The 20,162-nt window shown below is 64.7% G+C and carries 20 protein-coding genes; 12 read left to right on the top strand and 8 right to left on the bottom strand.

What is annotated here, in order from left to right; genetic code table 11:
- Positions 1-183 precede the first annotated feature (183 nt).
- From BM372_RS04295 to BM372_RS04270, 6 genes are all read right to left on the bottom strand, one after another.
- Positions 184-1,410 (bottom strand): MFS transporter, encoded by a 1,227-nt coding sequence (locus BM372_RS04295; protein WP_090952288.1) that lies wholly within the window; start codon positions 1,408-1,410, stop codon positions 184-186.
- Complete coding sequence (locus tag BM372_RS04290; RefSeq protein ID WP_090952285.1) at positions 1,388-2,284, bottom strand: dihydrodipicolinate synthase family protein; 897 nt, start codon at positions 2,282-2,284, stop codon at positions 1,388-1,390. Before BM372_RS04290 ends, BM372_RS04295 begins: the two co-directional genes overlap by 23 nt.
- 149 nt (positions 2,285-2,433) lie before the next feature.
- Positions 2,434-3,285, bottom strand: a complete 852-nt coding sequence (locus tag BM372_RS04285) for an EamA family transporter (protein ID WP_090952968.1) — start codon at positions 3,283-3,285, stop codon at positions 2,434-2,436.
- Positions 3,286-3,405: 120 nt separating this feature from the next.
- The gene (locus BM372_RS04280; protein ID WP_143111424.1) at positions 3,406-3,657 is read right to left on the bottom strand and encodes a hypothetical protein; all 252 of its coding nucleotides are present in this window, start codon (positions 3,655-3,657) and stop codon (positions 3,406-3,408) included.
- A 7-nt stretch (positions 3,658-3,664) separates the two neighbouring features.
- Positions 3,665-4,270 (bottom strand): helix-turn-helix domain-containing protein, encoded by a 606-nt coding sequence (locus BM372_RS04275; RefSeq protein WP_090952279.1) that lies wholly within the window; start codon positions 4,268-4,270, stop codon positions 3,665-3,667.
- A 66-nt stretch (positions 4,271-4,336) separates the two neighbouring features.
- Positions 4,337-4,684: a DUF8129 domain-containing protein gene (locus tag BM372_RS04270; protein WP_256214023.1), complete on the bottom strand. Its 348-nt coding sequence runs from the start codon at positions 4,682-4,684 to the stop codon at positions 4,337-4,339.
- A gap of 288 nt (positions 4,685-4,972) precedes the next feature.
- Between BM372_RS04270 and BM372_RS04265 the strand changes: the two genes are divergently transcribed.
- Positions 4,973-5,716, top strand: coding sequence for an MBL fold metallo-hydrolase (locus tag BM372_RS04265; RefSeq protein WP_090952276.1), 744 nt, complete (start codon positions 4,973-4,975; stop codon positions 5,714-5,716).
- 119 nt (positions 5,717-5,835) lie between these two features.
- Here the strand turns inward: BM372_RS04265 and BM372_RS04260 are convergent, their stop codons facing one another.
- The gene (locus tag BM372_RS04260) at positions 5,836-7,065 is read right to left on the bottom strand and encodes an MFS transporter (protein ID WP_256214022.1); all 1,230 of its coding nucleotides are present in this window, start codon (positions 7,063-7,065) and stop codon (positions 5,836-5,838) included.
- A 95-nt stretch (positions 7,066-7,160) separates the two neighbouring features.
- Here BM372_RS04260 and BM372_RS04255 point away from each other — a divergent pair, with 95 nt between their 5' ends.
- The 3 genes from BM372_RS04255 to BM372_RS04245 all read left to right on the top strand — a co-directional run bounded on the left by BM372_RS04255 (position 7,161) and on the right by BM372_RS04245 (position 10,668).
- Positions 7,161-7,703, top strand: coding sequence for an ArsR/SmtB family transcription factor (locus tag BM372_RS04255; protein ID WP_090952270.1), 543 nt, complete (start codon positions 7,161-7,163; stop codon positions 7,701-7,703).
- Between the two features lie 162 nt (positions 7,704-7,865).
- Positions 7,866-9,158: a C-glycoside deglycosidase beta subunit domain-containing protein gene (locus BM372_RS04250; protein ID WP_090952964.1), complete on the top strand. Its 1,293-nt coding sequence runs from the start codon at positions 7,866-7,868 to the stop codon at positions 9,156-9,158.
- A gap of 31 nt (positions 9,159-9,189) precedes the next feature.
- On the top strand, positions 9,190-10,668 hold the full coding sequence (locus tag BM372_RS04245; protein WP_090952268.1) for a C-glycoside deglycosidase beta subunit domain-containing protein: 1,479 nt from the start codon (positions 9,190-9,192) through the stop codon (positions 10,666-10,668).
- A 63-nt stretch (positions 10,669-10,731) separates the two neighbouring features.
- On the opposite strand, the gene BM372_RS04240 is transcribed toward BM372_RS04245, so the two are convergent.
- Positions 10,732-11,676, bottom strand: a complete 945-nt coding sequence (locus BM372_RS04240) for a LysR family transcriptional regulator (RefSeq protein WP_090952266.1) — start codon at positions 11,674-11,676, stop codon at positions 10,732-10,734.
- A gap of 228 nt (positions 11,677-11,904) precedes the next feature.
- Here BM372_RS04240 and BM372_RS04235 point away from each other — a divergent pair, with 228 nt between their 5' ends.
- From BM372_RS04235 to BM372_RS04200, 8 genes are all read left to right on the top strand, one after another.
- Entirely contained in the window at positions 11,905-13,194 is a 1,290-nt protein-coding gene (locus BM372_RS04235; protein ID WP_090952962.1) for an ABC transporter substrate-binding protein, read from the top strand.
- A gap of 53 nt (positions 13,195-13,247) precedes the next feature.
- Entirely contained in the window at positions 13,248-14,207 is a 960-nt protein-coding gene (locus tag BM372_RS04230) for a carbohydrate ABC transporter permease (protein ID WP_090952263.1), read from the top strand.
- A 3-nt stretch (positions 14,208-14,210) separates the two neighbouring features.
- Positions 14,211-15,047, top strand: a complete 837-nt coding sequence (locus BM372_RS04225) for a carbohydrate ABC transporter permease (RefSeq protein ID WP_090952260.1) — start codon at positions 14,211-14,213, stop codon at positions 15,045-15,047.
- A 130-nt stretch (positions 15,048-15,177) separates the two neighbouring features.
- A complete protein-coding gene (locus BM372_RS04220; RefSeq protein WP_090952257.1) occupies positions 15,178-15,954 on the top strand; it encodes a TIM barrel protein in 777 nt (258 codons plus the stop codon).
- Entirely contained in the window at positions 15,951-17,510 is a 1,560-nt protein-coding gene (locus BM372_RS04215; protein ID WP_090952255.1) for a GMC oxidoreductase, read from the top strand. The genes BM372_RS04220 and BM372_RS04215 overlap by 4 nt, the downstream gene beginning before the upstream one ends.
- A 70-nt stretch (positions 17,511-17,580) precedes the next feature.
- Entirely contained in the window at positions 17,581-17,976 is a 396-nt protein-coding gene (locus BM372_RS04210) for a C-glycoside deglycosidase beta subunit domain-containing protein (protein WP_090952252.1), read from the top strand.
- Positions 17,973-19,076, top strand: a complete 1,104-nt coding sequence (locus tag BM372_RS04205; protein ID WP_090952249.1) for a sugar phosphate isomerase/epimerase family protein — start codon at positions 17,973-17,975, stop codon at positions 19,074-19,076. The genes BM372_RS04210 and BM372_RS04205 overlap by 4 nt, the downstream gene beginning before the upstream one ends.
- A gap of 20 nt (positions 19,077-19,096) precedes the next feature.
- On the top strand, positions 19,097-20,161 hold the full coding sequence (locus BM372_RS04200; RefSeq protein WP_090952246.1) for a sugar phosphate isomerase/epimerase family protein: 1,065 nt from the start codon (positions 19,097-19,099) through the stop codon (positions 20,159-20,161).
- Position 20,162 lies beyond the last annotated feature (1 nt).

The following is a 20,162-nucleotide window of genomic DNA, read 5'->3' as shown; positions in this document are numbered from 1 at the left end:
TGGATTCGCCGTGGCGCTGCGCCGGCCGGCGCTCCTTGTCCAGCACGATTCTACGTCGGCGGGAGGAACCCAGAGAAGCCCTCCCCATCGGCCACTTAAGCCCGCGGCGCTTTTGCCGTGCTTCTGGTGCACTCGCCGCGGTGCTGCTGGCCGGGGGAAGGGTGTTTGTTGAAATCAGGCGGGCTAGCGCCTGGACGAGCGTGGGCGGGATCGCTCGATGATGCTTGCGCCCGCGGCAATTGCTGTGAGGGCTGTGGCCAGCAGGAGCGGTGCCCAGGCGGTTTGTGCGATGGTTGCGCCCGCGGCAGCTGTTCCGGCTGATCCTGCGGCGATCTTTAGTGCGCCTACCCAGATGAAGATTTGGCCGCGCGCTTCGACGGGTGCGTATTCACTTCGCGCGGCGAGTGTTGCCGCGAAGAACATTGCGTTCGCGATCCCTGCCAGGCCGAAGGCCATGAGGGATGTGAGGAGTGTCGGGGTAAGCATCACCAGTATCAGCGTTGCCGCGACGAGTGCTGCGAGGGAGCTCATGAGTGGGTCTGCGTCGCGGCGAAGGGGCCGGACCATCAGCCCTGCCGATCCGAGAAGATTCCCTATCCCGTAGGCTGCGACCAGTGTTCCGGCGGCTGCGGTCCCGCCGAACGCAGGAGCTGTGGCAACGGCATAGATCGGTAACGCGGCGACCGAGAATGCGACGGTCACGGTGAGCCCGAGTGTACGGCGAAGCGGACCGCGTTCCCAGATGATGCTCAGTGTTCGTCCCGGTGATGGTACGTCGACTGCCTCGTCGAGTGGCTCTTGCCTGGGCAGTGCGAGGACGGCTCCCGCACCAACGACGGCGGCTCCGGCCAGAACCAGTGTCGCGGTGAGTGCGTCGGATGCTGCCGCGATCCATGCCACTGCTGCCGGGCCGAGGGTGCCGCTGAGCCCGTAGATTGCGACGTCCCAGCTTTGTGCTCTGCGTTGGCTGCGCTGCCCGGGGCCGGCGATAGAGGGCAGGCGGCTGCTGATCCCACCGGTGAGCATCGGCCCGAAGATGCCCGAGGCAAAGAGCAGCATGGCTGGCCAGACCGCCCAGGCGACGGGCAGGAGCAGGGCGGCAGCACCGAGCAGCACGCCGTGGAGGACGGCGGAGCACGCGATGACCCTTCGTCCGTCACGTGCTGTGTCGAGGCGTCGTGCGATGAACGGGCCGAGCAGGTGGGGTGCGGTGATTGATGCTCCGAGGAGCCCGGCCAGCCAGCCCGGCATCCCGCAGGCGTGGGCGAGCAGCACAATGGCGACCACTGCGCCCCCGTCTGCGCTGCGAACCAGGGTCGCGGCGAAGACGTAGCGGGCCAGCGCCCCGGCCCGGCGGTCCTCCCTGCAGGGAACGCCGAGGCCGGCGCTACGGGTTGAGCCCGAGCTCATCGACAATCCTGCCAACATGGGCACGCTGCTTCTCGGTCAATCCTTGGATGGGAAGAGGCAGGCACGATGGTGATGCCAGTCCCAACTGTTCCGCTATTGCCGCAACAACCCGGATACTCCCGCCAGACTCGGCAAACGACTGCCACAACGGTGCAAGCCGTTCGGACTCGGCGGACGCGTCGGAGATCCGCCCTTCCTGGGCGGCCCGGGTGATCCGCATCGCCAGGGCGGGCAAGATGCCGCCGATGACCGAGTACCAGGCATCGCACCCGGCGGCCAGTCCGGCGGCGGCCCTGGCATCGCCGGAAACGCCGATAGTGACATGAGCAGGGACGGCCGCCCGGATTTCCTGCACCCGCGCCTGTGCTTGTTCCGGATCGGACGGTACACCGGGGATTTTGATGGAAGCGATTCCGGGCAGTTCCGCGATGCGTCCGTAGAGTTCGGTCGTGAAGGTGAAGTGGGTGGTGCCCGGGTTGTCATAGACGATGACGGGCAGCGACGAGTTCGCGGTGACGGTCCGGAAGAGTTCGAACACATCATCTTCGGTGAGGGGCTGATAGGTCATCGGAGCCAGCAGGAGCCCGGAAGCCCCTGCCTGTTCTGCCTTTTCAGCGTTCGCGAGGACCTCCGAGGTCCGCAACGCACCGACACCAACGAACACGGGTCTCCCGCCGGCGTGCCCAACGGCAAGACGGGCGACGCGGCTTCGTTCCTCGCTGCTCAGGTACGCGTAGGAGCCGGTGGATCCGAGCGCGGTGATGGAGTCAACCTCGGCCTCCGAGAGCCGTTCGATCAGGCGAACGAAGGCATGCTCGTCGATAGCATCATGTGCCAGAGGGGTCAGGGGGAAGGCACTCAAGCCGGTAAACATGGGTATAACTCCTTTGTTCGAATCACAGGGAAGCAAAGTCTGAGGTGCCTGCCGCTGCCCGGAGGGGCCGGGCTGCGGGGGGCATCGATAGGAAGGAGATCCTCGCGCAGGGACAGTCCGGCGGGCCAGCCTAGCTGAAGGACTCTCGCCTACTTCAGCCCCTGGCCGATGAGGTCGGGGTCGGTGCTGGTGTGTTGGTGGGAGCGCGGTTGCCGTCGGCCACCGCGTTGCGCGGCGGCGCCGGCGAGGACGACGAGCGTGATGCCGCCGAATTGGGTGATTGAGGGTTGCTGGTGCAGCACGAGCAGCCCGAGGAGAACGCCCATGGCCGGTTCGAGGGCCATTAGGGTACCGAATGCGGTAGGCGTCATCCGGCGCAAGGCGAGCATCTCGAGCGCGAACGGCAGCACCGGCATCAGGACGGCCAGTCCGAAGGCGGCGGCGAGGATACCGAGGTTGAGGTGTCCGGCGGACTGCGGGATGCCGACGACCGCTGCCGTGGCAGCGGCGACGGGAACGGTGAGTGAAAGTGCGCCGATGCCCGTGAAGTGGTCACCGATCCGTTGGGTGAGCACGATGTAGGCGGCCCACCCGATGGCCGCGAGCCCTGCGAAGCCGATACCGGCGAGGTTGATCTCTCCAGCCCAGGGTTCGGTCAGCAGGACGATTCCGAGCAGCGCCAGTGCTGGCCAGATGAGCGCCCGCCCGCTGTGGCTGCGTACCGCGGCGACGGTCAGCGGACCGAGGAACTCGATCGCGACGGCTGTGCCGAGAGGGATACGTTCGATGGAGGCGAGGAAAGCGATGGTCATCAGTCCGGTGGCAACGCCCAACCCCAGGAGCACGGGGACGTCGTGGCGGCGTAGCGTGCGCAATGGGGGCCGCGCGATGGCCAGGAAGATAAGTGCCCCCATACTGAGTCTGAGCCAGGCGGTTCCGGCCGGACCCACCGTTGCAATCAGATCTACTGACAGGGCCGAGCTCAGCTGGACGGATAGCATGGCTGCCACGGCCAGCCCCCACGGCGGCACGGGAACATTGTTCAGGACACGTTTGCTCACGGCTGGCCCTTTCGGGTCTGCCGGTCACCGAACGCGCGTAGCCGGGTGTGGATGAGCATGTCAATGTCCTTCATCGATGATTGTGGTGGCGGCTATAAGGCGGCGGGCGACCCGGACGTCGGGACCGAGCCCGGTCAGCCGGTCGATCAGATCCTCGGCTGCGGTCTCCGCCGCACGGAGCAGCTCCTCACTGGTCTGCTCGCTTGGGCCCGGGACGAGTCCGTCCACGGCCAGTAGCAAGGCCCGGTAGTCGGGCCGGAGCGCGAACACGGCGGCGTCAACCCGGCCGCCGTCGAGAAATTCGTGAAGCATGCCCGACTCAGGCACCGGAGGCCTCCGGCCGGTGTCCTGTCCCTACGCCCGGTTCGAAGACGGCCAGGGAGAACCTCGCCGGCTCCGTGCCCGGATTGGAGTAGGAGTGTGCCACGTCGCCCGGGAACGTCAACGCGTCCCCTGCTTGGAGGGTGAACGATCGGCCTGCGGCCTCCACCATGACCGTGCCCTGCTGGACCTGCAGGAGTTCTTTGGTGCCCGATGTGTGGGCCTCGCTCGCGTGACGGTCACCGGGACCCAGCGTCCAGTCCCACAGTTCAACCACGTCCGGCGGCTCGGTGCCGGCCACCAACACGCCGCGCCCCCCGGATTCACCGCTCCACAACGCAGCCCCCTCACCACTGCGGGTGACCTTCACCGGCTTCTGCCGAGGTGGCTCGACCAACGCCGGAAGCCCCACACCGAGCGCGTCGCTGATCCTCAGCAGGGTTCCCACACTGGGATTCGCGGCACCCTGCTCCACGTTGACGATCATCCTGCGGCTTACCCCTGCAGCCTCCGCCAGCTGATCAAGCGTCCAGCCCCGCGACTGCCGCTCCTGCTTAACCCGGGCGCCGATTGCCAGCGCCAAGCTCGTTGTAGCCACATCCATAAGTGCATCATAGTGCACTTAGAGTGCAGTATCTACAACAGCTATATATGCTGTCCGGTTGAGTCCTTACCGCGGTTGCGCCGGGTTGGTGGGATCGCCCTGGGATGGCGGATTTATAGGCGGCCCCGACGTCGCTGGTGTTACCGTTGGCGCCTGCTGCGACTGGGTCACTTCCGGCGTGCTGGGGAGGGCGGTCCCGCTCGGCTCGGCCCCGTTCTGCAGGGCCGTCAGCCGCTGCTCAAGAATCTGGACGATGGGAAGCCGATTTGCGTGGGCACGCTCGTAGGCCAGCACCTGCTCCAGGTCAGCTTCATTCAGCCCTGAAATCCGCGAAGGCAACGTCGCGGCGGGAAGATGGTCGTAATCGGGCAAAGGGAGTTCATCGTGGCTGGGTACCTGTGTCACGGGATCCATTCTCCTTAGCTCAGGCCGGCCTTCGGCGGCCGGTGCAGCAGGCGCTGCTACCCAAAGTAGCAGCGCAGATAACTCAACGTGAGAGCCCGTGTCGACTCATAAAAAACTTCCGCGTAGCAGGATATTTGCCTCATGGCAAAAGGTCCGGGAAGGGTGGCCGCTGACATCCTTGGGCGATGTTTCGCGAAAACTTAGGGGAGAGTCGTTGCCCCCGTTGCCACGGGTAGCGATTAGGGACAAGGTGCAGTTAGGCAAACACGGCCGAATGATTCCTAGGAGGAGATTTGCATGTTCCGTCCCAATGTCGCCGACCAGATCCACCTCATCGAACATGCCGCAGTCAACTGCTACATCGTCCAGGATGGGGCGAACGTCCTGTTGGTGGATGCGGGTCTTCCGGCCATGTGGAAACTGGTGGTGGCGGCACTGCGGGAACTCGGCCGCTCGCCCCGCGATATCTCCGCCCTGGTCCTGACCCACGGGCACTTCGACCATCTCGGGTTCGCCGCCAGGCTGCAGCACGACCTGGACGTGCCGGTGTTCATCCACCCCGGGGATGCCTACATTGCCGCCCATCCCTACAGGTACAAGCACGAAAAAAACCGCCTGCTCTACCCGGTCAGGTACCCGCGCTGCATCCCGATCCTGACCCGAATGAGTCTGGCCGGGGCGCTGAACGTCACCGGCGTTAGCGATCTGCGCACGCTCGACACCGAATCCGCCCGGGCCTTCCCCGGGCACCCCGAGCCGCTGCACACCCCCGGCCACACAGATGGACACTGTGCCCTGCACTTCGGCGACCGCGGCACGGTGATCACGGGAGACGCCCTAGTTACCCTGGACCCCTACACGGGAGCCCGCGGCCCCCAGATTGTGTCAGCCGCGGCGACGGCCAACACCCACACTGCCCTGGAGTCCCTCGGCATGCTCGCCGTCACGGGCGCCGAAATCGCCCTGCCGGGACACGGCATGCCCTACAACGGCAGCATCGCGACAGCAGTCGAGCTGGCCCGGCAACGCGGAGCCACCTGACGCGAACGGCCGGCGTACCACCGAGTGCCGCAGGTCAGTGCCGGCAAAGCGGAAGGGACCGCCCGTGTTGCGAATTGAAGTACCTGGTTTCGTCCTCTTGATGAAAAGGAACGCGGAACCTAAAATGCGGCGTCGGCCTCGGCGATTGCCTTGTCCGTGAGGATGGGCATCATCCCGAGTAGCGCCAGGGTCAGCATCCCCATGATGCCGAACATGGCCTGCAGGCCCAGCCATTGGGCCAGCAGGCCGCCCGCTGCTGCCCCGAGCGGCATGGTGCCCCAAGCCAGCAGGCGGTAGGCGCTGTTGAGTCTGCCCAGCAATCCGTTGGGCGTAATGCGTTGGCGCAAGGACACGGTGATGACGTTCCAGAGCACGATCAGAATGCCGCCCATAAAGAGGATCGGGCCAAGAACATAGGGGTTGCTGGTCAGGGCGGGCGCACCTATGAATAGCGCACACCCGAAGACCGTGAGCGTCAGCGAGTTCGACCGGCCCAGCCTGGCCTCTACCCGTTCGGAGATGAACGAGCCAACCAAGGAGCCGAGAGCGGATGCCGTCAGGAGCAGGCCGAACCCCACCTCGGACAGTTTCATTTCTGAGGCCGGGCCCACGGCAAACAGCACCAGGACCGCGAATGCCGCACTGGATGCGAAGTTGAAAACTCCGGTCATCACCGCGAGCGTGCGGAGGATCTTCTGGTTCCAGAGGAACCGCAAACCCTCACCAATGTCGGACCGCAGTGTCGACTTCTGCTCCCGCTCTGCGCGGAAAGTCCCCGGGACCAGGAGCAGGACACCGACGGCGGCGAGCCACAGTGCCGCCGGCACGCCAAAGCCCGCAACGACGCCGAGGGCCACCAGCAGCCCGCCCAGCGGGGGGCCCACGAACTGGTTGCTGGTGAGTTCGACGGCGTAGAGCCGGCCGTTGGCGCGCGACAGTTGGTCCCGGTGCACTACCTGGGGCATGATCGACTGCGCCGAAGTGTCGTAGAGCGTTTCAGCCACACCGACCATCAATGCGACAACGTAGAGAGCCCAAATGGAGCCGAAGTCCATCAGGATGAGTCCGACCAGCACGGCGGGCAGGAGCGCCCGGCCGAGGTTGGCCCACAACATGAGCTTGCGCCGGTCCAGCCGGTCGGCCAACGCTCCGGCGGTCAGGGCGAGGAGAAGCCAGGGCAGCGTTGCTGTGACGGTCAGCCCAGCCACCAGGGTGGGGGACTGCGTGAACTGGATGGCCAGCAGCGGCAGCGCGATTTTGAAGACGCCGTCCGCGAGGTTGGACAGCCCGGATGAGGTCCACAGCTTCCAGTAGGAGGAACCGAGCGGCACACGTGCCTGTTCTTCCACCTGTGTAGCGTGACCAGTCATAGGAGAACAGTTACCTATTGATTGAGAAAATTCAAGGGGGTCGAATCCAGTACATCAGTTCGTAGGATGGTCGCATGACGGACGCAGAAGAGTCGGCCCCGGACGACAGGAAGCCCGCCGCAAACGCCCGCGAAATCAGGGCGCTGGCCCATCCGCTGCGCTTGAGGATCCTGCGCCTGTGCGGACTCCACGAACTGACGAACAAGCAGCTCGCCGATCGGCTGGGCCAGGACCCGGGGACCATGCTCTATCACGTGCGGCAATTGCTCGCGACCGGATTCCTCGAAGCCGCCGACGTCCGCACGGGAGCGCGTGGCGCGCTGGAGAAGCCGTACCGTTCTACCGGCCGGTCCTGGAACCTGGACACCGCTCTGCGTGAAGCCGGTCCGGCCGGTCCGCTGGCCCCGCTCGAGGCGTTCCGGGAAGAGCTGGCGGAAGCAGGCCCGGATGCGCTGGCCAGCCTCTCGCGCTTCGTACTTCACCTCTCCGAGGCGGACGCCAAGGACCTCATCACACGCGTCTACGCTGTGCTGAGCGAATACATGGACAGTGATCGGCAGAGGCCGGACCAGCCCGCGTACGGCGGCATCTTTGTCCTTCACCGGTCGTCGGACTAGGTCGCCGGACGGCGGCCCACTGCCGCCGGGCCCCTCCCGGAAAGAGCCTGGGGGCCCGCCGGCTGCCGCCCGGTTTGTTCTGCAGGTTATCTACCAACTTATGTACAAAACCGCCTAAATGGTTGCTACTCTGGAATCCGCACCTAGAGAGAGTGAGCAATGATGCTTCTCGAAAGAGACCTCATCCAGTCCGTCGGCTTCCGCAACGTAACGGATGGCGGACGTGTAACCGGCTTTCAGTTCCGGGTCCGGATGCCTTCCTACCGGGGCATGGCCGCGTCCCTCATCGATGGCATCGCCGTTCGCGTTGGCGACATGGTCGACGTCGGACCTGACGTTCCGCTGTGGACGTTCGGCGGGCGGACCTACACCCTGCAGCAGCTCTGGGAAAGTGATGGCGTGCGCTGGCCCCTTGAGGAAGCGGCAGTGGTCACCGTTCCCCTCAAGGGCGGCCTCCCGCAGGGCGTCCACGAGCTCTCCATCGAGCTGCGGCTGCGCATGTCCTACATACCGGTCGAGCACCAGCCCACCACTCACCGGACCAGCCGCAAAGTCACGCTCGCGCCGGAAGGCGGCGAAGGTACCTTCCGCTACGGCGTTTCCCTCTACAGCTTCATGGGCGATTACGGCACGGTGTTGGGCCTTGAGACGGCGCTGGCCGCCGTCGCTGACGTGGGCGCCACCGGCGTCGAGATCCTCGGCGAGGGCCACGTCCCCAACTATCCGGAACCGTCCCCGGCCTGGATCGATAACTGGTTCGGCCTGCTGGAGAAGTATTCGCTGGAGCCGACGAACTACGGTTCCTGGATCGACACCCGGCTTCACCCGGGCCGCACCATGACCGTCGCGGAGGGTGCGGCGGCCCTGCAGCGGGACCTGCGGCTTGCCAACCAACTGGGTTTCGGCTTCGTGCGCCCCAAGATCGGCGTCGTGTCCAGCGACCTGGTCCCGGACCCCATCTGGACCGAGTCCGTGGAACGCTCCCTTGACCTGGCGCACGAGCTGGGGATCATCATCTGCCCCGAAATCCATTCGCCGACGCCCATCAAGCACCCCGTCGTCGAGGACTACATCGGACTCATCGAACGGACCGGAACCAAGAACTTCGGCCTGCTCATCGACACCGGAATCTTCCAGGACCGGCCCATCCCGCTGCGCGAAGGTGAGACCCGCGAGACCCGGCCCGCCTTCCTTGACGGCATCGGCGTCGACCCGGCCGACTTCGCCGAAATCGCCCAGTACGTGGTGTTCGTCCAGGCGAAGTTCCACGACATCAACGAGCAGCTGGAAGACCAGCAGATTCCCTGGCTGCCCGTCCTCAAGGCCCTCAAGAACTCCGGCTACACCGGCTATCTCTCCAGCGAATACGAAGGCGAACGCACGCCATGGCGCGCCATTGAGCAAGTGCGGCGCCAACACGCCCTGATCCGCCGCATCACCGGCGAACTGACCTGACCCATCCCACTTCCCAGTAAAGAGAACAACCATGCCAAACGGACTTCTTGACGATGCAAGCCTCCGCACCCACCCCGACGGCCTCGCCCTGGCCCTGACCCTGCCGTGGTACCGGAGCCTGTGGCTCTCCTCGGTCTCCAGCCTGCGGCTCACCGTCGACGGCCAGGACATCCCCGCCGAGAACTTGTCCCTGGAACTGGGCGGTGTCCGCTATGCGCTCCCGGACCTGCCCGCTCAAAGCGAAACGCTCTGGTGCCTCCAGGAACATCCCTTGCTCATCGCCAAAACGGAGAGCCCAGTTGCCTTGGGCGAGCAGCACACCATCCGGCTCATCGGTGAGCTGCGCCTGCCGTACATGCAGATTGCCCCCGGCCAGGACGGCGGCCCCGGCATGTACGTCCCCAACTTCGTGGACCAGGCACTGGAGCTGACCGTCACGGACAGGGCCTCGGCGGCACCGGAACTGACGACGGCGGTCACGCCGCCCCCGCCGAAGGCGGGGGACGATCCGTTCTCGCTGGGACTCACCCTGTACTCGGCAAGTGCCGAATTCCGGGCCGGCTGGTACGACTTCGACGGCCTGCTGAACCGCGTGGCCGAGCTCGGCATCGGCCCCGGGATCGAGATTGTGGCATCGCAGGTCCTGCCGACCTATCCCAACGTGACTGACGACTTCGTGCGCTCGTGGCAGGAGGCCTTCGACAAGCACGGCTTCACCGCCAGCTCCTTCGGCGCCAACTTGGACATGGGACGCCGCCGTGACCGCGACATGACCCCGGATGAGGAGTATGAGTTCACGCAGACACTCTTCCACGGCGCCAAGAAGCTCGGTTTCCCGCTGGTCCGCATCCAGAGCGCGAAGCCGGAGCTGCTTCGCCGGCTGCTGCCGCTCGCCGAGGACCTCGAACTCAAACTTGCCTACGAGATCCATGCGCCGCTGGGGCCCAACTCGCCCGAGATCATGAAGGTCCGCGACGTCTACGCCGAGCTTGACTCACCGCTGTTGGGCTTCGTGGCTGACTTCTCCTCAACCATGCACAGCATGTCTCCCACGCTCCTGCGCGCGGTTCGCCGTGCCGGGCTGGACGATAAAGCTGTCGAAAGGCTGCAGGCTATCTGGGCTACTGAGGCCCCGATGCGGGTGCGGCAGGAGGAGTTCATTGCGTACCTGCGGGGACGCGACTTCGATCCTGCCCGGCTTGGGTCCTTCGCGCACCTGGCCTTTAATATGCACGGCCATGTCAGCCCGAAGGAGTGGGCTGACATCATGCCGCAAATCATGCACGTCCATGCGAAGTTCTACGATATCGACGACCAGGGCAACGAGCCGGCGATCGATTATCCAGAACTCGTCCGCGTCTTCGTCGAAGGCGGCTACCGCGGCTACTGGTCCAGCGAGTGGGAAGGCCATGCCTTCGCCGAGCTCGGTGAGGTGGATCCGCTGCTGTTGGTGCGTAAGCAGCACGACCTCATCCGCAAGAGCATGCGGACGGCGCTGGCACCAGCCTGACCCGCAAAACCGAAGTCCCATAGAACTCGATGCCCGTCCGTAAAGGGGCGGGCATCGAGGCGTTTAAGGGGCTTCCTTGGTTGCGGCGGCTGCCACGATGTCAGCAGCCTCTTTGAAGAGGCCCCGCATCCACTCATGCTCGGAGTCGCGGTTGTGCACGGGGTGCCACCACAACGCATTAACCAGCGGCGTGGCATCGAAGGGCAGCGGCAGGATCCGAACCCCGCCCACGCGCAGGGCGAACGGCGCCAGCGCCGCCTGGATGAGCGCGATCCGGTTGGTTCCCACCACAAAGTGCGGCAGGGACTGGAAACTTTCCACAACCACGTCCACGCGTGGCTCAATGCCCAGTTGCTGGATCTGCCGTTCTGCCGACGTTGAGGCTGAGCGGGTCTGATACGTCATCACCCAGGGAAGTTCAGCGATGTTCTCCATGGTGATTTGCTCGCCGACGGCTTCATTGGACGTGGAGACCACGGCCACCCACCCGTCCCTCCACAGGTCCAGGTAGGGGAGCCCGGTGAGGAATCCATGGGGAATCACCATGCCGTCCACCGATCGAAGGCGGTTGGCTGCATCCTCCACCACCATCGGATTGTGAAGCATAAACCGGAACCGGACCCCCGGGGCGCGCTCGGCTGCAAGCTCGGAAGCAACCCGGCCAATGGTGGTGAAGCCGTAATCCGAGCCGTAGATGGAGAACTCGCGCTCGGATTCGGTGGGCTCCCAGCTGGCCTGGCTTTCGAAGACGCGGCGCGCCGCCTCCAACGCGGTGGTGGTGTGCTCCGCGAGCCGGAGGGCGAAGGGGGTGAGCTCGTAAGCATTACCGCGGCGGGCCAGAATCGGGTCCCCAAAGTGGGATCGGAGCCGGGCGAGCGAGGCGCTCAGCGCCGGCTGGCTTAGGTGGAGCCGCTCAGCCGCCCTAGTAACGCTTCGCTCGGTAATAAGGGCATCCAGCGAGATCAGCAGGTTGAGGTCGAGCCGGGAAAGCAGGACATGTTTCGTCACGGCGCAGGGATCCTTTGGGAGTGGAACCGGTTCAAGTGAGTTTATCAGCGGTATCGATAACTTAGCCGAAGTCATCAGACACCTGAATAGGCCTTCCGCGGACCCCCGTTGGACTTATGTCCGTCATAGCAAAGACTTATGTGTCTTTTCGGCACATCTCCTGCATACTTGTGAGTGACCGGGGTCACGACACCCGGATTTTGGACAATGAAGTCAGAAAGGCTGGACATGACACAGCACCGTCGCTATTCGGGCCTGAAGGTCGGCGCCCTCGCCGTCCCCACCGTCGCAGCACTCATCCTCACCGGTTGCTCGGCCTCCACCGGCAGCAGCTCCTCTTCGGGTGGTTCCCAGGAATTTTCGTTGTCCTTCGCGACATCCAACACCATGGAGAGCCCCTTCCAGGTGTTGGCAGAAAATTACATGAAGTCACACCCGAACGTGAAAATCACCTTCAATCCTCAGCCGAACGACTCCTACGACCAAACCCTGCGCACACAGCTCCAGGCCGGTAACGCCTCAGACGTCGTGGTTACCTCACCCGGTTCCGGCACCGGCCGCAGCATCCTGCCGCTCGCCCAGGCCGGCTTCCTCGAGCCGCTGGACGATGCCGCCAAGAAGCTGGTTCCAGAAGGAAGCACCAGCACCTTTGGATCCGACGGCAAAGTGTACGGCCAGGCCACGGAAATCACGATCTCTGCCTTGGTGAGTAATGAGACCGCTGCAGCTGCAGCCGGTGGCTTCCCTGCCGACTTCTCCTCCCTCCAGCAGCAGTGCAAGGCTCTGGAGTCCTCCGGTAAATCCCTCTTCGCTCTCGCCGGAGCAGCCCCTCCCAACACAGGGCTGATGGCGATGTCCCTGGCAGCCTCACGCGTCTACGCGGAAGACCCGAAATGGAACGATAAGCGCGCCGCCAAGGAGACCACCTTCGCCGGCTCGGACGGTTGGAAGTCAGCCCTCGAAGCAGTCAATACCTTGAAGGACGCGGGCTGCTTCCAGAAAGGTGCTGCCGGCGGCGGTTTCGACGCCATCACCAAGGGGCTTGCCAGCGGAACGTCCGTGAGCGGCTTCATCCCGGCCCCAAGCTGGAAGCAACTGCAGTCCGCCGCTGGGGGCTCCCAATTCGCCGTACGGCCGCTCCCGGCGGAACAGGGCTCAGGCAAGAGCTACCTCTTCGCCAGCGCAAACTATGCCTTCTCCATCAACGCGGCCTCCAAGAACAAGGACGCTGCCAAGGCCTTCCTCGACTGGGCCGCCCAGCCTGAGCAGACCAAGGCCTTCGCGGAAATCGACGGCGCCCTGCCGGTCAGCGGACTCGACACGTACGATTTCGACGGCGGCGCCTATAAGAACGTCGGCGCCCTGATCAAGGACGGCAAGTACGGCCCGCTGCCCAACATCCAGTGGCCGAATTCCGCCGTCTACGACGCGCTGGCCACGGGTGTCCAGGGCATCATCACCGGCCAGAAGAGCCCTGACCAGGTACTGCAGGCCATGGACGCAGCCTGGGGACAGTAACAGTTTCACATCTCCAAGCTCCGACGACTCAAAGGGACAAGCAAGGATTACCAATGACTGCGACGATGCAACCGAAAAGCGAAGCAGCTGAAGCACCCCGGCGAGGCAAGCGAACGCCGGGGGCGGGTGAGAACACCCGTCCCCGGCGGGGGCCCATGCAGTTCGGGCACTGGTGGTGGGCACTGCCCGGGATCGCCCTGGTGTTTGCCATCCACTACGTGGCAACCGGTATCGGCGGATTCTTCGCCTTTACCAACTGGACGGGCATCGGCTCCTTCAAAATCACGGGCTTGGCAAACTTTGAGGCCATCTTCAAGGACCCCACGAAACTCGGAGCCCTCTCCAACACCCTCTTTCTGGCCTTTGGCTCGGTTCTCCTGGGCAACATCGCCGGGTTAGTCATTGCGCTGGGCCTGAACCGCGTCCTCAAGACGCGCTACATCCTCCGGACCCTCTTCTTCATGCCGGTGGTGCTCAGCCCGCTAGCCACGGCCTACATCTGGAAATACATCTTCGACTTCGACGGTCCGCTCAATGCCTTCCTTGCGGCAATAGGCGCCGGCGACCAAGCCAAGCCGTGGCTGGCAGACCCGCAGTGGGCCATCTGGACCGTCCTGGTGGTGCTGGTCTGGTCTTCCACCGGCTTCGCCATGGTGATTTTTATGGCCGGCCTGGCCGGCGTCCCCGTGGAAGTGGAAGAGGCGGCCGCCATTGACGGCGCCAACCTGTGGCAGCGGTTCCGCAACGTTACCCTGCCCGCCATCCGCCCCGCCGTCGCCATCGCCACCACGCTGGGAATCGTCCAGGGGCTGCGCGTCTTCGATCCCATCATGGCCCTCACCGGCGGCGGGCCGGCCGGAGCGACGGAAACGCTGGCCACACAGGTTTACAAGCAGGCCTTTGCGCTCGGGAACTTCGGGGGCGGTGCCGCCCTGGCCCTGGTGCTCGCCGCCATCATCCTGATCTTCGCCGTTCTCCAGCAGCGGCTGACGCGTTCGAACCCTGAGGACTAAGCCATGTTCCGCTACACCAAACTCACCCTGCTCCGCGAAGTCGGCCTGTGGGCGCTCGCCCTGCTGTTCCTCACGCCGTTCTACTTCCTGGTGACAACTGCCCTGAAGCCGGACACCGAGTTGTTCACCACCTCGGCCCTGGCTCCGCCAACAAGCCCCGACTTCAGCAACTTTGTCGACGTCCTCACGGCCACCGGCAACTCCAACGTGGTGATGGGCCTGGTCAACAGCGCCATCATCACCGCGGGCAGCATCGTGGGGCTCATCGCACTCGGTTCCATCACCGGATACGTCATCACCCGCAGCACCCGCCGCTGGAGCAAGGGCGCGTACTACCTCTTCCTGATCGCCATCATCCTCCCCGGCCAGCTCGGGGCTGTGCCCCTCTACATGGGTGCACGCTCCATGGGGCTCACCGGATCGGCGTGGGGCCTGATCATCCTCTACACGGGCATGCTCCTGCCGTTGTCGATCTTCCTCTACGCAAACTTCTTCCGCGGCCTCGGCACGGACTACGAAGAAGCGGCCACCATCGACGGCGCCAGCAAATCCCAGATTTTCTCCAAGGTGGTGTTCCCCATGATGGCCCCAGCCACGGGAACGGTCACCATCTTCGCCGGGCTCATCGTGTGGAACGACTTCTTCACGTCGCTGATCTTCCTGGGCGGCTCCGCCAACCAGACGCTGCCCGTGGCCATGTACTACTACATCGGCTCCCTGGTCTCGCAGTGGAACTCGATCTTCGCCATTGTCATCGTGTCCATGATCCCCATCCTTGCCCTGTTCCTGTTCGCGCAGAAGCGCTTCATCCAGGGATTCTCCGGCGGCCTGAAGGGCTGACCCGCACCGGTTGACCAGCGCGCGGCGTTTTGAACGCCGCGTGCCGGTCCCGCACATCCAAGAACCGGCGGACCTGCCTGCCGCCACCCCAAGTTTTAACTCAACACTCTCAACTACCCAGGAGACACGCATGTACCAGCTTGCGCCCAACATCGACCTCTTGTTCTCAGAAGCAGGCGCCAGCGCCGCCGACCGCGTCCGTGCCGCTGCCGCCGCCGGCTTCGACGCCGTCGAAATGTGGGGTCCCACCGGCAAGGACATCCCGGCGCTCAAGGAAGCCCTCGAGGAAACCGGCGTCCAGCTCACCGCCCAATTGGCGGAACCGCGCATGCAGTTCATGATCCCGCCCCGCAACCACGATGCTTTCTACACCGGACTGGATGCGGGCGTCGAAGTGGCCCAGCAGCTCGGCTGCCCCCGGATGGTGGTGGGCAGCGGCACGGGCTTCGGCGGCCGCAAGCGGCAGGACCAGCTGGACGAGCTGATCGAGATCTTTACCAAGGGCACAGCGCACATCGAGGGTTCCGGCATCACCCTGGTCCTCGAACCGGTCAACGTCAGGGTTGACCACCCCGGTGCCCTGCTGGACCGGACCTCGGAAGCCGTCTACATCGCCAAGGGCGTCAACTCGCCCAACTTCGGTGTCCTCTACGACCTCTACCACTCCACCGTTGAGGGCGAGGATGTGGCGGCCGAGCTCACCAATGCCGGCGACCTCATTAAGTACATGCAGATCGCCGATGCCCCGGGGCGCGGGGAGCCCGGTTCCGGTTCCATCGACTGGCACGCCCGGCTCACCGACCTGCAGAACAGCGGCTACGCCGGCCCCATCGGGCTCGAGTACTACCCGACCATCGACTCGGCAAAATCCGTCCGGCGCATCCAGGAACTGGTGGCGGGACGGTGAGCAGCAACCTGTACCCGGCCCGCGTCGACGTCGCCATCGTCGGCAGCGGCCCCACGGCATCGGCGTACGCGCGGATCCTCAGTGAGGAAGCCCCTGGCGCCACCATCGCCATGTTCGAGGTAGGCCCCACGGTCAGCAATCCACCCGGGGCGCACGTCAAAAACATTGCGGATCCCGAACGCCGCAGCCTCGCGCAGCGGGCATCGGAAGGTCCCGGCGCAGGTGCCGAAACGGTGAGCTCACCCGGCGCCGTCAAAAGCGGGGAGCGCAGGGCCAGGCCCGGAACCTACCTGCTGCAGGACGGCTACGCTTTCCCCGGCGAGGACGGGATGCCCGTTGCGGCCATGTCCAGCAACGTCGGCGGCATGGCCGCCCACTGGACCGCTGCCTGTCCGCGCCCGGGCGGCCAGGAGCGTATTGCGTTCCTGCCGGACATTGAAGAGCTTCTTGACGACGCCGAGCGACTGCTGGGGGTGACCACCCGCGCCTTCGACGGCGCCCCCTTCTCTGACCTCGTCCGGGAGCGCCTCGCGGCGGTGGTGGACAAAGGCCCAAAGCAGGCCTACCGCGTCCAGCCCATGCCCCTTGCTGTGCACCGGCGGGAGGACGGCGGCCTGGTCTGGTCAGGTTCCGACGTCGTTATGGGGGAGGTGACCCGGGAAAACCCGCAGTTCGAACTTTATGATGAGTCGCTGGTGACGCGCGTGCTGGTGGAGGACGGCATTGCTGCCGGCATCGAAGTCCAGGACCGCCGCAGCGGCGAAACCCACCAGGTGAGCGCCCGTTACGTTGTGGTGGGCGCGGATGCCCTGCGCACGCCGCAGCTGCTGTGGGCTTCCGGGATCCGGCCCGACGCCTTGGGCCGCTACCTCAACGACCAGGCACAGGTGGTGTTCGCGAGCAGGCTGCGCGATGTCACAGCTCCGCAGGGCCGGGCAGCCGCACACGGCGCTCTCAGCGAGCAGAGCGGAGTTGCCTGGGTTCCCTACACGGACGAGGCGCCCTTCCACGGCCAGATCATGCAGCTGGATGCGTCCCCGGTTCCCCTGGCCAATGATGACCCCGTTGTCCCGGGCTCCATCGTGGGACTTGGCCTGTTCTGCGCCAAGGACCTGCAGCGAGAGGACCGGGTGGCATTCGACGACGGCACCCGCGACTCCTACGGGATGCCCGCCATGCGCATCCACTACCGCCTCACAGGGCGGGACCATGAGGTACTGGACCGCGCCAAGCAGGAAATCGTCCGCCTGGGCAAGGCTGTAGGCGAACCACTCGACGAGCGTCCGTTCGTTATGCCGCCCGGTGCATCGCTTCACTACCAGGGCACAACCAGGATGGGTGCAGCGGACGACGGCGAGAGCGTGTGTTCGCCCGACAGCCAGGTGTGGCAGGTCCCCGGCCTCTTCGTGGCCGGCAACGGCGTCATTCCCACCGCCACGGCATGCAACCCGACGCTGACGGCCGTTGCCCTCGCCGTGCGCGGGGCCCGGAAAATCACAGAAGAACTCACCAGCGCTTTACTTACGTCTAAATCAGACAATAGACTGGCTAAATAATGAAGAAGTGGCGTGATGCCGCTATTTCGTTCAATCACCGGCAAGGCATGCCGCAGACAAGGAGGTCTCGATGATCGCCGACCGCATAATCGAGCAGGGAACACTTAGCACCCAGGACGGCCGTACCGCCGTCGAAGTCCGCATCCCCTGGTACCGGGCCCTTCCGGGTTCCTGCATCGCTGGAGCTGCATTGACTGTGGACGGTGTCAGCGCCCCCCAGGACTCACTGCGCTGGACCATGAACAACCGTACGTTCAGCTTTGACGAACTCGTGGACGAGACCGGCGAATGGTGGTTCCCCCTGGACTCCGCCGTCCTGTCCGGAGACCTTCCCCTCGCGGACCAGCAGGCAGAGCACGCGGTCCGGGTAGACCTCAAGCTCTACATCCCGTACATCATCACCGACCACGGCGTGCTGCACATTGAAGAACACGACACCAAGACCATGAAGGTGGCACAGCGATGACCAGCCTCGGCACGCCGATCCAGGGCGTCACCCTTTACAGCTTCACCCGGGCCTTCCACGGCCGGCAGTATGACCTCGATGGCCTCATCCGCAAGGTGGCGGACGAAGGCTTTGGCCCGGGGCTGGAAGTCATCGGATTCTCCAGCCTGCGCGGCTTCCCGGACCGGATCGATGACAACTTCGTTGGCCAGTTCCGTGATCTTGTCGCCGAGGTTGACCTGGTCCCCACCTCCCTCGCAGTCAACGTTGATACCGGCATCCGCCGCGACCGGCTCATGAACCACGACGAGCTGGTCGAATACATGCGCAAGCAGATCGAAGTAGCCGCCAGGCTCGGCTTCCCGATCGCCCGCGTGCAGATCTCGCTGACTCCCGACGCCATGGAAAGCCTGCTGCCCGTGGCCGAGAAGTATGGCGTCACCCTGGCCCTCGAAGTCCATGCTGACCAGCACGGCGCCCACGAACGTGTCCTGGCCCTGCGCGACCGCTACGAGAAACTCAATTCCCCCTTGCTCGGCTTCACCGCCGACTGGGGTGCCACCGTTACCGGCTTTGCGCCCTCCCTGCTGGAGGCCTACCGCCGGCGTGGAGCTTCGGAGGAACTGCTCGGACAGGTGGTTGACCTGTGGAACGGTTTCTACGCCGAAGGACCGCCAAATACGCAAAAGGTCCACGGTGAGCGCTTCGGTGCCTTCATCGGCCTGGCGGCCCGCAACGGCCGGCCCGATCTTGGCATTGACTTCGCCATCAACGGAACGGGGCTCTTCGGTCCTGCACCGCTGGAAACCTGGCTGGAGATCATGCCCTGGGTCCGCCACGTGCACGGCAAGTTCTTCGGCATCGACGAGACCGGCGAAGAGCCCTCGGTGCCGGTCCGGAGCCTTGTCCGGCAACTGGTTGAGAACGGCTACTCCGGCGCTATCTCCAGCGAATACGAAGGCTGGCACTGGAACAACTGGCAGGACCCGTTCGACATCATCCGCGGCGAGCAGGCCGTCCAGCGTTCTGCCGCGGCCAATGCCGGTTCGGCCATGATCACTGACGCAACAGAGGCCCGCCGCGTCCTTAACAGCCATCTCGCCCAGCCCGTCCGCGGCTGACAACGAAGGAAACAGAAGATATGTCAGAAGGCATCGCAGGCTCGGGCATCGAGCTTGGTATTACCCTCTATTCGCTCACCTCCGAGTTCGCCGCCGGACTCTACACCCCTGAGACGCTGATCAAGGCTGTTGCAGATGAAGGCCTCGGCCCGGGGGTGGAGTTCAACATCGCCCAGATGCTGCGCACCTACCCCGACGTCGACGACGACTTTGTCCGCCTGTGGCGCGACAGCATGGACCGCTACGGCCTGACCCCCAGCGCAGTGGGCACCAACCTGGACATGGGCCGCCGCAAGGACCGGGACATGACACCCGACGAGGAGTACGACTTCTTCGCCGCGCAGCTGCGCACGGCTAACAAGCTTGGTTTCCACCGCGTGGTGATCCGCTCCGCGGGCAAGGAATTGCTCCGCCGGCTGCTGCCCCTGGCCGAGAAGTACGACCAGAAGCTCGGCTACGAAATTCACGCGCCGCAGGGCCCGAACGATCCCAAGATCCTGCAGATCCGCGAGATGTACGAGGAACTGGGAAGCGACCGGCTCGGCTTCACCGCAGACTTCAGCTCCACGATGCACAGCCTGTCCCCGACCCTCTTCCGCACGTTGACGCAAATGGGGCTGCCCGAGGAGCACTTCGCCGTCATGCAGGAGGTCTGGCGCAAACCGTCACCGATGCATGAGCGCAACCAGGAGTTCGAGGACTACCTGAGTGCCAACAACTTCGATCCTGCCCGCCTGGGCCCGTTCACCCGGCTGGCCTTCAACATGCATGGACTGGTTCCGCCGGAGGAGTGGCTGGACATCATGCCGCAGATCTTCCATGTCCACGCAAAGTTCTACGACATCGACGAACACGGCAACGAACCCGCGATGGACATTCCCCGCATTGTGCGCCAGTTCGTCAAGGGCGGCTACCAAGGCTACCTGTCCAGCGAGTGGGAGGGTCACGCGTTCGCAGACCTGGGCGAATCCGATCCGATCGACCTCGTCAAGAAGCAGCACACGCTGATGCGGCAGGCCATCGAAGAGGCTGTTGATCCCAATGCACCCGAATCCCACGCGACCCTGGTCGAGACTGTTAAGTAAG

The sequence above is a fragment of the Arthrobacter sp. ov118 genome (assembly GCF_900116495.1).
In the GTDB taxonomy this organism is placed as follows: domain Bacteria; phylum Actinomycetota; class Actinomycetes; order Actinomycetales; family Micrococcaceae; genus Arthrobacter.
The sequence above is the reverse complement of the archived record's forward strand: the minus strand, read 5'-3'. Positions and strand labels throughout refer to the sequence as shown.